Raw genomic sequence first — 13,560 nt, forward strand, 5'->3', positions numbered from 1 at the left:
CAGGGGGTGCTTTCGGCACCGCGTTCTCTGAAGAAGCGTTCCTGCAAAGTGGGCGAACCGGTGACGGCATCGCGCCACCGCCCGCGGCCGTCGCAACGGTTCAGCCCGCGCTCTGCTCCTCCGCCAGGATGCGGTCCAGTGCCTCGTCTAGGTGCGCGTCGAAGTCCGCGAGGGCCCCCTCCTGCCCCAGGGGCACCAGCTTGTCGGTCCGGTCGAGGAACGCCACGAGCGGCGCGGCCGAAGAACGGAACAGCGCCTGGTCGCTGCCGACCTGAAGCCGGATCAGCACCTCGGTCGGCGGCCCGGGATCAACGGGCGCGATGCGCACGTCACCGTCACCGCACGGCGTGCCCACCCCGTCGACCAGCAGCTCCCGGCCGAAGGCCCAGGTCACCGGGGCATCGCCAGGCAGGTGGAAGGTCAGCCGCACCGCATACGGATCACACGTCTGGTAACGCAGCTCCACCGGGATGCGGAAAGAGAGCTCCTCGGACACGAGAAAGCTCATCATGACCTCTGCCTGTACGGACTCACCCATCGCCTACCCCGTCATTCGCCGTCGACTGGCCGGGAATCAAACCTCTTACACTGGTGGCATCTTGCTCAACGTACACACCAGATCACAAGGAGTAAGTTTTCAGATACTGATAGAGATCGCGAGTGACCCCAGGAGCCGTCCCATTTCGTGCTGCAGTCGCTGTGCGGCGGGCAGGAGCCGATCGGCCTGCTGGGCGGGCAGAGAGAGGGCCGCCGTCGCGACCGTGGTGCCGACGGTGATCGGAATCGCCGCGCAGACCGTTCCCAGGGCGTACTCCTGGCGCTCGGTCACCGGCGCCGTCCGCTGTGTGCGTTCCAGCCGTCTCATCAGACTGTCCTCGTCACGCACCGTGTACGGCGTCACGGGGCTCACCGGATACCGGTCGAGGTGATCACGGCGGGCGTCCGCGTCCAGCTGCGACAGCAGGCACTGTCCGACGGCGTGCGCGTGCCCGGTCTCGCGGAAGTCCGCCGATTCCTCCACCGCGGGATTGCCCGGGGTGTCGGAGACGCACATGATCTCGATCTCGCCGTCGCGGTACATGGCGTAGTAGACGGGAGCGCCGATCGCATCGCGCCAGCGCGCCAGCACGTCGACGACCGTGCTGCGACGTTTCTGCTCGGCCCCGCTGCTGCTCAGCCGCTCGGCCGCCTCCCCCAGGAAGAACAGGCCCTTGTCGCGGCGCAGGTATCCCTCGTGCACGAGGGTGCGCAGCAGGTGGTACGCCGTGGGCAGCGCCAGCCTCGCCTCACGGGCCAGCTGCTTGGCGGGAGCTCCGTACTGGTGCCGCGCGACGCACTCCAGGAGGCGCATCGCACGCTGCACCGAGCCGATGAGGGTCACCGCGGGCGGGTCGGCGGGCGACGGCCCGACGGGGGTGGGGGGTGTCCGGGGTGTCGAACGAGGCTGCACGGGCAGTGCGTGCGGCGGTCCGAATGCGGTGTCAGCCGTGGCCAAGGGTCACTCCCGGAACGCGAGGGGGGCAGCCCGTGCGGGGAAACACGGACGGGGTGTACGCCGCCCGCGGGGTCGCCCCCGCGTGGAGTTCCGGACTCTAACCGCCGGTCACCGCGTGCCGGCGGTCCGTCCGGGAAACTTCCCTCGCGCGAGGGAACCGGTGATTCCCGTCACCGCCACCGGCGCCCCGCGGCTCTCACCAGTCGCTGCGTGACGAGGAGCTCGACATGAACTTGCGGACGACGTAGATCAACCCGCCGATGAGGGCCACGAAGACCAGCAACTTGAACAGCAGCCCGATCACGAAGCCGACCACACTGGCGATCAGCCCGCCGAACACGACCAGGGCGATGACCGGCACCGCGATCCACTTCACCCACCACGGCAGTCCCGTGAAGATCTCTCGCATCGCCCTCGTCCTTACCTTTCCGCCCGCCCGAGCGCCGGTTCCCCGGGTGGCCCGGGATCCCGCTGGGAATCTCCTGACGTCCTGCACTCGATGCTAGGGCCGCGAGGGCCCCGGCAGGGCCCTCACACCCCTTGTCTCCCCCTGACCGATCCCCTAGGGAACCCGGGGATCGCGGCTCAGCTCTCGGGCGGAGAGAACACCACGAGCACCCTCAGGTCCTCGCTGATGTGGTGGAACTTGTGGGCGACCCCGGCCGGCACGTAGACCACGCTGCCGCGGGCGACCTGGGTGGTCTCCAGGCCCACGGTGATCGAGGCGCGGCCACTGACCACGAAGTACACCTCGTCCTGCTCGTGCGGCTTCTGCGGATCAGCCGTGCCCGCGTCGAGCGCGTACAGACCGACCGACATGTTCCGCTCGCGCAGGAACTGCAGGTAGGCACCGTCATTGGCGGCGCGCTCCGCCTCCAGTTCGTCCAGCCGGAATGCCTTCATCGCCTCGTCCGCCCCTGTCTCGCCGTTCGCTCCCGATCGCGTCTGCCACGATCAGACACATGAAGAATTTCCTAGTCAAGACGGTCGCCAACGCGGGTGCCCTGGCGGTCGCCGTGTGGCTGCTCGACAAGATCACCCTGACCGGGGGCAGCACCGGCGAGAAGGCCGCCACGCTGATCGTGGTCGCCCTGGTGTTCGGCCTGGTGAACATGCTGGTGAAGCCGATCGTGCAGGTGCTGACCTTTCCGCTGTTCATCCTCACGCTCGGCCTGTTCACGCTGGTGGTCAACGCGCTCATGCTGTTGCTCACGTCGTGGCTGGCCGACAAGCTCGACCTGAGCTTCCACGTCGAAGGCTTCTGGACCGCGGTCCTGGGCGGCCTGATCGTCTCGGTCGTGTCCTGGGCCCTCAACGCCTTCCTGCCCGACAAGGACTGAGCCCCATGACCTACCGCGTCTGTTTCGTGTGCACGGGGAACATCTGCCGTTCCCCGATGGCCGAGGCCGTCTTCCGCGCGCGCGTGGCCGAGGCCGGCCTCGAGGGCCTCGTCGAGGCCGACAGCGCCGGCACCGACGGATGGCACGAGGGCGAGGGCGCCGACCCGCGCACCCTCGCCGTCCTGGAGGAGAACGGCTACGTCCTCGATCACGTGGCCCGCCGGTTCCAGCCGTCCTGGTTCGCACGCCTCGACCTCGTCCTCGCCCTCGACGCGGGCCACCTCAGGACACTGCGGCGGCTCGCACCCACGGAGCAGGACGCGGCCAAGGTGCGGCTGCTGCGGTCGTACGACTCCGGTGCCGACAGCGGGGACCTCGACGTACCGGACCCCTACTACGGGGGCGTGGACGGCTTCGAGGAATGCCTTGAGATGGTGGAGGCGGCGAGCGACGGACTGCTCGCCGCGGTACGCGAACACATGGAGGGACGGGCGGCATGAACGATTCCGCTGACAACGGGGAATCTCCGGACACGGGCGGCTCCGCCGGTGACGGCACGCGCGCGGTGCGGGCCGGACTGCCCGAACCGGTCAAGCACGAGCCGACCCTGCCCGGCCCCGTGTTCGCCGCGCACTTCCACCTGCCGGGCGATCCCACCGGCCCGTACACCTACGGCCGCGACGAGAATCCCACCTGGACCCACCTCGAGCGCGCCATCGGCGAGCTGGAGGCTCCCGGGCGGGACGACGCCGAGACGCTCGTGTTCGCCTCGGGCATGGCCGCGATCTCCTCGGTGCTCTTCTCCCAGCTGCGCGCCGGGGACGTGGCCGTGCTGCCCGACGACGGCTACCAGGCACTGCCGCTGGTCCGCGCCCAGCTGGAGACGTACGGCATCGAGGTGCGCACCGCGCCGACCGGCGGGGACGCCCAGCTCGGCCTCCTGGACGGGGCGAAGCTGCTGTGGATCGAGACGCCCTCGAACCCGGGCCTCGACGTGTGCGACGTCCGGCGGCTCGTCGAGGCGGCACACGCGCGCGGCGCCCTGGTCGCCGTCGACAACACGCTCGCCACACCGCTCGGGCAGCGCCCGCTGGAGCTCGGCGCCGACTTCTCCGTGGCCAGTGGGACCAAGCAGCTGACCGGCCACGGTGACATCCTGCTGGGGTACGTCACCGGTCGCGACGCCGAGGCCATGGCCGCCGTACGGCGCTGGCGCAAGATCGTCGGTGCCGTTCCCGGTCCCATGGAGGCCTGGCTCGCGCACCGTTCGATCGCCACCCTCCAGCTGCGCGTCGACCGGCAGAACGCCACCGCGCTGAAGGTGGCCGAAGCCCTGCGGGAGCGGCCCGAGGTGACGGACCTGCGGTATCCGGGCCTGCGCGACGACCCCTCGCACCAGGTCGCCTCTCGACAGATGCGGCGCTACGGGTGCGTCGTCTCCTTCACGCTGCCCTCGCGCGCGCGTGCCGATCGTTTCCTCGAGGCCCTGCGGCTCGTGGACGACGCGACGAGCTTCGGCGGGGTGCGGTCCACGGCCGAGCGGCGCGGGCGCTGGGGCGGTGACGCGGTACCGGAGGGCTTCATCCGCCTCTCGGTCGGTGCGGAGGATCCCGAGGACCTGGTGGCGGACCTGCTGCGCGCGCTGGAGCGGTCGGCGGACTGAGCTCCTCCGTACGACCGTTCGCCGTGTCCGGCCGGACACGGCGAACGGTCCGAGCCTCCCCCCTCGTGGCTCGGACCGTTCTTTCGGTTCTGCGCGCGAAGAACCGCGCGACCAAGGCTAGTTGACTCTGTGTCAGTGTCCAATCACAGTAGCGACAGCGACCTATCGACATATTTATAGTTGAGCGCGGCCGGGGCCGGGAACGGCACCGGGAATGGCGGAGAAGGGGGGAGGCCTTCCGTGGATCTGGCCTTACTGCGCACGTTCGTGACCGTGCACCGGGCCGGTTCCTTCACCCGCGCCGCCGCCCTGCTCGGCCTCTCCCAGCCTGCCGTCACCTCGCAGATCCGCACCCTGGAGAGGCAGCTCGGCCGTCCCCTGTTCCTGCGGCAGGCCCGTGGCGTGACCCCGACGACCATCGGCGACGAACTCGCCCACAAGGCCGCCCCGCATCTCGACGCCCTGGTGGAGATCGCCGAGACCGGGACCGACGACGGCTCCTCGGCACGCACCCTGCATCTCGCCGGGCCACCCGAGTTCACCACCGAGCGGGCGCTGCCCGCGCTCGTGGAGCTCACCGACAAGGACGGGCAGGGCTTCGCGCTGCGCGCCACCTTCGGGAACGCCGAGGAGGTGCTGGAGGGGCTGGCCGCCGGACATCACGATCTGGCCATCGGCACCGCCCGGCCGCGTGGCGCCCTGCTCACGGCGACTCCGCTCTGCGACGAGGAGCACGTCCTGGTCGCCGCGCCCCGATGGGCCGCGCAGACCGGCGCCGAGGAGCCCCGCAGCACTTCGGCTGCGGACCTGGTGCACGTGCCCGTGGTCGAGGTGCACGAGTCACTGCCCTTCGTCACCCGGTACTGGGCATCCGTCTTCGACACCTGCCCCACCGCCCCGGGAACCGTCGTCGTCCCCGACCTGCGCGCGGTGCTCACCTGCGTGATCGCGGGCGCCGGACTGGCCGTGCTGCCCCGCTACCTGTGCGCCGACGCTCTGTCACACGGGGACGTCGTCGCCCTGCACGATCCTGCGGTGCCACCGCTGCGGACGTACTTCCTGATGGTGCGCGCCGGCACACTGGCGATGCCGCACATCGCCAGGGCCCACGAATGGCTGCTGCACGCGGCGGGGGACTGGAACTGAGGCGGGCCCGATGCGATGTTTCACGTGGAACCAGCCGGGCCACATTTCTCCCATGACCGTCCGACCCGTGGTCAAGCGCACCGCCCGCGCCGTCCTCCTGGACGGCGACGATCTGATCCTGATCAAGCGCACCAAGCCCGGTGTCGATCCCTACTGGGTCACCCCCGGCGGCGGGGTCGAACCGGAGGACACGACTGTCGTCGACGCCCTGCACCGCGAGGTCTACGAGGAGCTGGGCGCCAAGATCACCGATGTGGTTCCCTGCTTCGTGGACACCGTGGAGCACATCGGCGAGGACGGTGGCGCGACCGGTGTGAAGGTGCAGCACTTCTTCGTCTGCCGTCTGGAATCCATGGACCCGGCGCTGCGGCACGGCCCCGAGATCGACGAGCCCACAGGCGAGTACGAGATCGTCCGGGTGCCGTTCACCCGGGTCGGAATCGCCTCCGTCCACCTCGTGCCGCTGTCGTTGCGGCACTATCTGGACGGCAACATCGAGGGTGTGCGCGCGATGCACGCCCCCGACCTCGGCTGACACCCACGGATCCGGCCCGCCGGAGCGGGACGCCCACCAGGTGCCGGGGCACTGCACGCACTGCCATGACATGGCCAAAAGATCACACGTCCCCTCGCAAAGAGGTGGACGCGGACGGTTCCCGTCGGCCAGCCTGACCTGCGTGGTGACTCCTTCCCTTCTCTCTCTGCCGATCCGCCGTCTGACGCTCCGCGATCTCACCGCCTGCGCCGACTTGTCCGAGGATCGGGGGTGGTCGCGTGAGGAACACAAATGGGGCTTCCTCCTCACCGCCGGGAAGGGCTACGGCACCGACGACCCCGGGGGCGGCCTCGTCAGTGCCTGCACCGTCACCACGTACGGCCCCGTCGAGCGGCCGTCCCTCGCGGCCATCGGCATGGTGCTGGTCGCCGAGCGGTACGCCCGCCAGGGCGTGGGACGCCGGCTGATGCGCCACGTCCTCTCGGCTCAAGGCACCACCCCGCTGACGCTGCACGCGACCTCGAACGGCCGCCCGCTCTACGAGGAGCTCGGCTTCAAGTGCACCGGCGGGGCGGAGATGGTGCGGGGGCGCTTCATCCCGGGTGGGCCCGAGCCGCGGATCGCCACCCGGGCGGCCACCGCGGAGGACCTCACCGCCATCCTCCGGCTCGACGAGGAGGTCTTCGGCGCCGACCGCACCCACATCATCACGCGCCTGCCCGCCTTCGCCGACCAGCTGCGCGTGGCCGAGGAGGCGGGCCGGCTCATCGGTTACGCCGCCGCCTGGCCCAACATGGACACCCATGTCGTGGGCCCGCTGATCGCCCGCGACACCGAGACGGCCAAGGCGCTCATCGCCTCTCTCGCCGCCCGGACCGACCGGCCGCTGCGCACCGACATCGACGTACGGCACGAGGAACTGCTGGCGTGGGTGAAGGAGCGCGGCCTCGCTACGCTCTCCACGAGCGCGGTCATGACGTACGGGATCACGGAGCTGCCCGGGGACTGGACCCGGCGGTTCGCTCCCCTGACCGTGGCGGCGGGCTGACGTCTGCGCCGAACGGCGGTGCGCGCCGTCAGGCGAGGGTGTCCACTGCGGCCGTGGCGAAGGCGTGGTCCTGCTCCGGTGCTCCGCCGCCGACCCCGATCGCCCCGATCAGACGGCCGCCCCGGCGCACCGGCACGCCGCCCGCGATGAACAGCAGCGGTCGGTCGAGTGCGGTGGGCAGGGTGTGGAACAGACCCCCGGGCTGTACGGCGTCGACGAGGTCGGCGGTGGGGGCGTCCAGCTGGAGCGCCGTGTAGGCCTTGCGTGTGCTGGTCTCCCCGGAGATCAGCACGGCGCGGTCGTCCCGCCGGAAGGCGAGCAGGTGACCACCGGCGTCGAGGACGGTGACGCTGACGGTGACCCCGGCGGCCTCGGCGGCGCGGTGGGCCGCTGCGACGAGGCTCTCGGCGTCCTGGATGGACAGCGGGGCGACGGCGGTGCTGGTGGTCGTGGTCATGGGGGTTCTCCTTGGTTGTCACTGGTGGCGCTGCACCTCGTTCGGAACGAGGTGGTGTGAGGCCGCTGATCGCGGGGACGGCCCTGGCCCCGCGTCGCGGCGTCCCGGTCGCCCGGGTGGTTCAGTGGGTCACGGCGGTCCGCTGTTCGTCGGCCACGGAGCCCGCGACGACGGCGCTGGGCGTGTCGTCGTGCCGCTCGAGCACGGCCGAGACGACGGCGAGGGCCAGGGCCGCGGCGGCGAGGCCGGCGCCGACCCAGTTGGGCGCGGTGTAGCCGAAGCCCGCGGCGATGACGACACCGCCGAGCCAGGCGGACAGCGCGTTGCCGAGGTTGAAGGCGCCGATGTTCACGGCCGAGGCCAGCGTCGGGGCGCCGTGCGCGTGGTCGAGGACGCGCTTCTGCAGCGGCGGCACGGTGGCGAAGCCCAGGGCACCGATCAGGACGATCGTCACCGCCGCCGTGACCTTGTTGTGCGCGGTGAGCGTGAAGAGGGCGAGAACGACGGCCAGGGCGCCCAGCGAGACGTACAGCATGGGCATCAGGGCGCGGTCGGCGAACCGGCCTCCGACGAGGTTGCCACCGACCATGCCCAGTCCGAAGAGGACCAGCAGCCAGGTGACCGAACCGTCGGCGAAGCCCGTGACGTGCGTCATCATCGGCGCGATGTACGTGATGGCCGCGAAGACGCCACCGAAACCGAGGACGGTCATCGCCATCGCGAGGAGGACCTGGACGTTCTTGAAGGCGGCGAGCTCGTGCCGCAGCCGCACGCCCTCCGGCTTGGGCATGTCGGGGACCAGTTTGGCGACACCGGCCAGGCCGATGACACCGAGCGCGGCGACGAGGGCGAAGGTGACGCGCCAACCGACCGACTGCCCGACCAGCGTGCCCAGGGGAACTCCCACGACGTTGGCGACGGTCAGCCCGGTGAACATCATCGCGATCGCCCCGGCCTTCTTGTGCGGGGCGACCAGATCGGCCGCGACGACCGAGCCGATGCCGAAGAAGGCGCCGTGGGCGAGGGAGGCGACCACGCGCCCGATCAGCATGACGGAGAACGCGGGAGCCAGGGCGGAGAGCAGGTTGCCGACGATGAACAGACCCATCAGCAGCATCAGCATCCGCTTGCGCGGAACCCTGGTGCCGAGCACGGTCATCAGCGGGGCGCCGAACATCACGCCGAGCGCGTAGCCGGTCACCAGGAAGCCGGCGGTGGGGATGGAGACCCCGTAGTCGCTCGCGACCTCGGGCAACAAACCCATGATCACGAACTCGGTCGTTCCGATCCCGAAGGCCCCGATCGCGAGGGCCAGAAGCGCGAGAGGCATGGGGTGAACCTTCCCAGGAGATTGCAGGAGCGCTTTGCGTGCGTTCACAATAGTTGCACACGCGGGTTATGTGCAACCGCCGTAAATTGCGGCTCTGGTCTACCCTTGTCTCAGCCGCTCCGGGACGGAGGAACCACATGACAGCGACGGACCCCGCGCTCACCGCCCTCTCCCAGGGCTGGTGCGCCCTCTCCCTGCTGCACGGGAGGATCGAGGCCCACATCGAGCGCGCCCTGCAGGCCGGACACGACCTGAGCGTGCGTGAGTACTCCCTGCTCGACGTGCTCAGCCGGCAGCACGACGGTGACGGAGGCCATCTGCAGATGAAGCAGGTCGCCGACGCCGTCGTCCTCAGCCAGAGCGCCACCACCCGTCTGGTCACCCGACTCGAGGACCGCGGGCTGCTCGAGCGCTACCTGTGCCCCACCGACCGTCGCGGCATCTACACCAACGTCACCGCCGAGGGTCTGGAGCTGCTGGACGCGGCACGGCCCACCAATGACGCCGCCCTGCGCGAGGCTCTCGACGAGGCGGCCAAGAACCCCGACCTGGCTCCGCTGGTCCGGGCGGTGGAGACGCTCAAGGCACCGGTGCCCGCATGACCGAAGCGGCGCGGACCGTGTCCGCGCCGCTTCTGCCCGCATAGGGTGCGGTCATGGGAGATCTTGAAATACGGCGCATCGCCGAGGACGACATCCCCGCGGTCGTCGCGATGCTCGCCGACGACCCGCTGGGCGCCCGGCGCGAGTCACCGGATGACCTGAGTCCCTACTTCGCCGCCTTCGAACGGCTCAGTACCGACCCTCACCAGCACCTGGTCGTCGCCGTCCGCGAGGGCCGCGTCGTCGGCACGCTCCAGCTGACCGTCGTGCCCGGCCTCTCCCGGCGCGGTGCGACACGAGCGATCATCGAAGGCGTGCGCATCCACGCCGACGAACGGGGCGGCGGCCTGGGGACCCGGCTCATCGAGTGGGCCGTCGCCGAGTCGCGTCGACAGGGATGCCACCTGGTCCAGCTCACCTCCGACAAGACCCGTACGGACGCCCACCGCTTCTACGAACGCCTCGGTTTCTCGGCCTCGCACACGGGCTTCAAGCTCGAGCTCTGACGGGTGCCCCGGGGCCCGTGCGCTGTTTCACGTGAAACAGCGCACATCCCGATCACCGACGACGCCTATCCGACGCCTCGCCACCCCTCCGGGTCCACCCCTCCCGGCACACAGGCCCCTTCGTCATAGGGCCGGCGGGTGAAGACGAACGACCCGAGGTCCAGGTGGCTCACCGCCCCGTCCGGACGCCGCACGGCCCGCAGCAGCTCACCGGCGTAGTAACCCTCCAGCCCCGTCCAGGTACCGTCACCGTTGCCCCGGAAGCGCGAGCGGCGGCCCTGACCCGACAGCGGCTCCAGCGAGACTCCCCCCTCGGGTGTCAGCCGCAGCACGAAGGCATGCGTTCCCCAGTACCACTGCCCGGTCAGCTCCAGCACGGAGGCGTCGACGTCCGGCAGCGGTCGCCACGGCTCCGGGATCCGCGGTTCGGCCTCGGCGACGATCCGTACGAGATCGGCTCCCACCCCGGCCGTCAGCGGGCCGGAGGTGCAGTTGGTCAGGACGACCGCCGCCACGTCGTCCTCGACGCCGATGGTGAGGTTGGCCAGGAACCCCGGCAGGGAGCCGGAGTGACCCACCAGCAGCCGCCCGTTCCGGTGCTGGATCTGCAGACCCAGCCCGTACGTCACACCGTCCGCCACATCCGCGGCCTCGGCCGGTGCCGCGGGCGTCCGCATCTCCCGCACCGTCTCGGCGCTCAGCACCTTGTCGTCGCCCCGCGTCAGGAAGGCGGCGAACCGTGCCAGGTCTCCGGTGGTGGACCAGAGCTGCCCGGCCGGAGCCATCCGCCCGAGGTCCTCGACAGGTTCCGCCAGCATCACGTCGGCCCACGGATGGACCGCCCAACCTCCGGCGTGGGGTGCCTGCGGACGCGTGGTCGTACGGTCCAGGCCCAGCGGCTCCAGCACCTCCCGCCGCAGCACCTCCTCCCACGGAGCGCCACGCAGTCGCTCGACCAGCGCGCCGAGCAGGGTGTAACCGGGGTTCGAGTAGTGGTGCCGACGGCCCACCGGGTGCAGAAGGGGCCGTTCACCCAGCACATCGGCCAGCTCGGGGCGCAGAGAGCCGGGGGTCCGTTCCCACCACGGCCCGGGAGATTCGGCGGCCAGGCCCCCGGTGTGGGCGAGGAGTCCGGCGATCGTCGCCTCCCCCGCTCCCGTGCCCGGCAGGTGCTTCTCCAGCCGGTCCCCGAGGTCGAGCATGCCCTCGTCGCGCAGCCGCAGGACGAGAACGGCGGTGAAGGTCTTGGTGATCGAGCCGATCCTGTACTGCACGTTCTCGTCCGGTCCGTGCCCGTCCACCGACGTCCGCGCCCCGTGCCACACGGTCCGCCCGTCCCGCACCACCGCGGCGACGAGCGACGGCGCGCGTCCTTCGGCCTGGGCGACGGCGATCCTGTGCAACAGCGCCCGGCGGGTGGCGGGGAGCAGCTCTTCCTGAGGTGTCGTCATGCCCCCAGTCCACCGGGCCATACATCGTGCGTCGAACTGTTTTCCCCTGACCGGCCGCAGGATCTCGCATCGCGCGACGTGCTGGTCTCAGCCGACGGACGGTACCGACCCGGCTCTTCGAGCTCGCGTCACCTGGTGATGCGGGCTTCGATGCCGTCGAGCAGGAAGTCGAGGCCCGTCCGGAAGGTCTGGTCGGCGTCCAGGTGAGTGGCGTCGCGCACCACCGTGGCCAGCGCCGGGAACCGGCCGGTGGCCAGGGTCCGCGTCAGATAGGGCCCGAGTGAGGCCTGCCAGCGTTTCTCGTCCATTCCGGTGGCCCGCTCGGCGCGACGCTCGGCGATCTCCCGGCGCACCGCGCCGATCACGTACGCGTTGACCGCGGCGACCACCGGCATGACGGCGTCCACGTCGACGCCGTCCAGTGCGGCCATCACGGTCTCCCCGGTGGCCAGCGCGTGCGGCCCGAGCTGGGGCCGGCCCCCCAGGAGGTCGGCGAGCCATTCGTGCTCGTGAACGGCGTGCCGCGTGGCTTCGGCGAGCGAGCGGAGCACCTGCCGCCAGCCGTCGCCGACCGGCCGGATCTCGGCGTGGACGGCGTCGACCATCAGGTCGAGCAGCTCCTGCTTGCCGGTGATGTAGCTGTAGAGCCGCATCGGCCCGACATCCAGCGCGGAGGCGACCTTGCGCAGCGACACCGCGTCCAGGCCGCCCGCGTCGGCGAGCCGGATCGCCGCTCGTACGATCCGCTCCCGGCTCAACGGGGCCGGAACCGGTCGGTCCGGCGGCTCCGGTCGCTCCCACACCAACATGCCGATCACCCTACACAGCATCTACCTATACGCTGTATCGGCACGTACACTGTATCGAAAGGGAGGAAGGCCATCATGACGATCGCCATCGTCGGCGCCGGTCTCGGCGGTCTGGCCCTCGCCCGCGTCCTGCACGTGAAAGGCATCGACGCGGTCGTGTACGAACGGGAACCGTCACGCGCCTCGCGCGGGCAGGGCGGCATGCTCGACATCCACTCCGGGCAGCGTGCGCTGCGTGAGGCCGGCCTGATCGACCGGTTCGCCACTATCGCCCGTGCCGAGGGTCAGGACATGCGTCTCCTCGAGCCGGACGGCACCCTCCTGTTCCAGGAGGACGCGCCCGACGACGCCCCGCTCGACCGGCCCGAGGTCGACCGTGCCGATCTGCGCGACCTGCTGCTGGATTCCCTCCCCGAGGACACGGTGCGCTGGGGGCACGCGGTCGCATCCGCCGGCGACGGCGTGCTGCGCTTCGCCGACGGCAGCAGTGCGGCGTACGGCCTGCTGGTCGGCGCCGACGGCGCGAACTCCCGGGTCCGCGCGCTGCTCACCGACGCCCGCCCGGCGCACATAGGCCAGAACGTCGTCGAACTCGGCATCCCCGACGTCGACCGCACCCACCCCGACCTCGCGGCGATGCTCGGACGGGGCAACTACTGGGTGCTCGGCAACGGCGTGTCCCTGGCGGCGCAGCGCAACGGCGACGGACGTGTCCGCATCGGCATCAGCTTCTACGACACCGCGGAGGGCTGGTTCGCCACCAGCGGGATCCCGTTCGACGACCCCGCCGCCGCCCGGAAGCGGCTGATCGACCTGCTCCCCGGCTGGCACCCACGGTTCACCGCACTGATCGCCGCCTGCGACGACACGATCGTGCCGCGGTCGATCACCGCTCTCCCGGTCGGCCTGACCTGGCCGCCGACGCCGGGCGTCACACTGCTCGGCGATGCCGCGCACCTGATGCCTCCGGTGGGACAGGGCGCCAACATGGCACTGCTCGACGGCGCACTGCTCGGCCTCGCGCTCGCCGCGCACCCGGACGACTTTCCCACCGCCGTCGACGCATACGAACGCGAGATGTTCGACCGCGCCGGCGCCGCCGCCCGGATGTCCGCGGACATGCAGGAACTGCTGTCGTCGCCGGACGCCGCCCAGAAGATGCTCGCCTTCTTCCAGCCCGGCTGAACGCGGCACCACGCCTGCCCGCCCTGGCCGGA

17 protein-coding genes are annotated in these 13,560 nt (G+C 70.8%); 9 read left to right on the top strand and 8 right to left on the bottom strand.

Annotation, left to right across the window (positions count from 1 at the left end; genetic code table 11):
- Positions 1 to 100: 100 nt before the first annotated feature.
- From JHAT_RS12245 to JHAT_RS12260, 4 genes are all read right to left on the bottom strand, one after another.
- A complete protein-coding gene (locus JHAT_RS12245; RefSeq protein WP_077798140.1) occupies positions 101 to 538 on the bottom strand; it encodes an SsgA family sporulation/cell division regulator in 438 nt (145 codons plus the stop codon).
- Positions 539 to 637: 99 nt separating this feature from the next.
- A complete protein-coding gene (locus tag JHAT_RS12250; RefSeq protein ID WP_077798209.1) occupies positions 638 to 1,363 on the bottom strand; it encodes an IclR family transcriptional regulator in 726 nt (241 codons plus the stop codon).
- 328 nt (positions 1,364 to 1,691) lie between these two features.
- On the bottom strand, positions 1,692 to 1,904 hold the full coding sequence (locus JHAT_RS12255; RefSeq protein ID WP_077798141.1) for a DUF5326 family protein: 213 nt from the start codon (positions 1,902 to 1,904) through the stop codon (positions 1,692 to 1,694).
- A 176-nt stretch (positions 1,905 to 2,080) separates the two neighbouring features.
- A complete protein-coding gene (locus JHAT_RS12260) occupies positions 2,081 to 2,398 on the bottom strand; it encodes a cupin domain-containing protein (protein ID WP_077798142.1) in 318 nt (105 codons plus the stop codon).
- Between the two features lie 59 nt (positions 2,399 to 2,457).
- On the opposite strand from JHAT_RS12260, the gene JHAT_RS12265 reads away from it, so the two are divergent.
- From JHAT_RS12265 to JHAT_RS12290, 6 genes are all read left to right on the top strand, one after another.
- Positions 2,458 to 2,835, top strand: coding sequence for a phage holin family protein (locus tag JHAT_RS12265; RefSeq protein ID WP_077798143.1), 378 nt, complete (start codon positions 2,458 to 2,460; stop codon positions 2,833 to 2,835).
- Positions 2,836 to 2,840: 5 nt separating this feature from the next.
- Positions 2,841 to 3,335, top strand: coding sequence for a low molecular weight protein-tyrosine-phosphatase (locus JHAT_RS12270; RefSeq protein ID WP_077798144.1), 495 nt, complete (start codon positions 2,841 to 2,843; stop codon positions 3,333 to 3,335).
- Complete coding sequence (locus JHAT_RS12275; protein ID WP_077798145.1) at positions 3,332 to 4,498, top strand: cystathionine gamma-lyase; 1,167 nt, start codon at positions 3,332 to 3,334, stop codon at positions 4,496 to 4,498. The genes JHAT_RS12270 and JHAT_RS12275 overlap by 4 nt, the downstream gene beginning before the upstream one ends.
- A gap of 240 nt (positions 4,499 to 4,738) precedes the next feature.
- Entirely contained in the window at positions 4,739 to 5,644 is a 906-nt protein-coding gene (locus JHAT_RS12280) for a LysR family transcriptional regulator (RefSeq protein WP_077798146.1), read from the top strand.
- A 52-nt stretch (positions 5,645 to 5,696) separates the two neighbouring features.
- On the top strand, positions 5,697 to 6,179 hold the full coding sequence (locus JHAT_RS12285; RefSeq protein ID WP_077798147.1) for an NUDIX domain-containing protein: 483 nt from the start codon (positions 5,697 to 5,699) through the stop codon (positions 6,177 to 6,179).
- A gap of 142 nt (positions 6,180 to 6,321) precedes the next feature.
- Positions 6,322 to 7,188: a GNAT family N-acetyltransferase gene (locus JHAT_RS12290; RefSeq protein ID WP_077798148.1), complete on the top strand. Its 867-nt coding sequence runs from the start codon at positions 6,322 to 6,324 to the stop codon at positions 7,186 to 7,188.
- Positions 7,189 to 7,216: 28 nt separating this feature from the next.
- On the opposite strand, the gene JHAT_RS12295 is transcribed toward JHAT_RS12290, so the two are convergent.
- Positions 7,217 to 7,645 (bottom strand): heme-binding protein, encoded by a 429-nt coding sequence (locus JHAT_RS12295; RefSeq protein WP_077798149.1) that lies wholly within the window; start codon positions 7,643 to 7,645, stop codon positions 7,217 to 7,219.
- Between the two features lie 121 nt (positions 7,646 to 7,766).
- Complete coding sequence (locus JHAT_RS12300; RefSeq protein WP_077798150.1) at positions 7,767 to 8,975, bottom strand: MFS transporter; 1,209 nt, start codon at positions 8,973 to 8,975, stop codon at positions 7,767 to 7,769.
- Between the two features lie 137 nt (positions 8,976 to 9,112).
- On the opposite strand from JHAT_RS12300, the gene JHAT_RS12305 reads away from it, so the two are divergent.
- Both JHAT_RS12305 and JHAT_RS12310 read left to right on the top strand, forming a co-directional pair.
- Positions 9,113 to 9,577 carry a MarR family winged helix-turn-helix transcriptional regulator gene (locus tag JHAT_RS12305; RefSeq protein ID WP_077798151.1) on the top strand — a complete coding sequence of 155 codons (465 nt, stop codon included), beginning with the start codon at positions 9,113 to 9,115 and terminating at the stop codon, positions 9,575 to 9,577.
- 53 nt (positions 9,578 to 9,630) lie between these two features.
- On the top strand, positions 9,631 to 10,083 hold the full coding sequence (locus JHAT_RS12310; protein ID WP_077798152.1) for a GNAT family N-acetyltransferase: 453 nt from the start codon (positions 9,631 to 9,633) through the stop codon (positions 10,081 to 10,083).
- A gap of 65 nt (positions 10,084 to 10,148) precedes the next feature.
- Here the strand turns inward: JHAT_RS12310 and JHAT_RS12315 are convergent, their stop codons facing one another.
- Entirely contained in the window at positions 10,149 to 11,534 is a 1,386-nt protein-coding gene (locus JHAT_RS12315; RefSeq protein WP_077798153.1) for a serine hydrolase, read from the bottom strand.
- 128 nt (positions 11,535 to 11,662) lie between these two features.
- Entirely contained in the window at positions 11,663 to 12,343 is a 681-nt protein-coding gene (locus JHAT_RS12320; RefSeq protein ID WP_077798210.1) for a TetR/AcrR family transcriptional regulator, read from the bottom strand.
- 75 nt (positions 12,344 to 12,418) lie between these two features.
- On the opposite strand from JHAT_RS12320, the gene JHAT_RS12325 reads away from it, so the two are divergent.
- Entirely contained in the window at positions 12,419 to 13,528 is a 1,110-nt protein-coding gene (locus JHAT_RS12325) for an NAD(P)/FAD-dependent oxidoreductase (protein WP_077798154.1), read from the top strand.
- The last annotated feature ends 32 nt before the right edge of the window (positions 13,529 to 13,560 follow it).

Source organism: Streptomyces sp. JHA26, assembly GCF_002005565.1.
Lineage (GTDB): Bacteria > Actinomycetota > Actinomycetes > Streptomycetales > Streptomycetaceae > Streptomyces.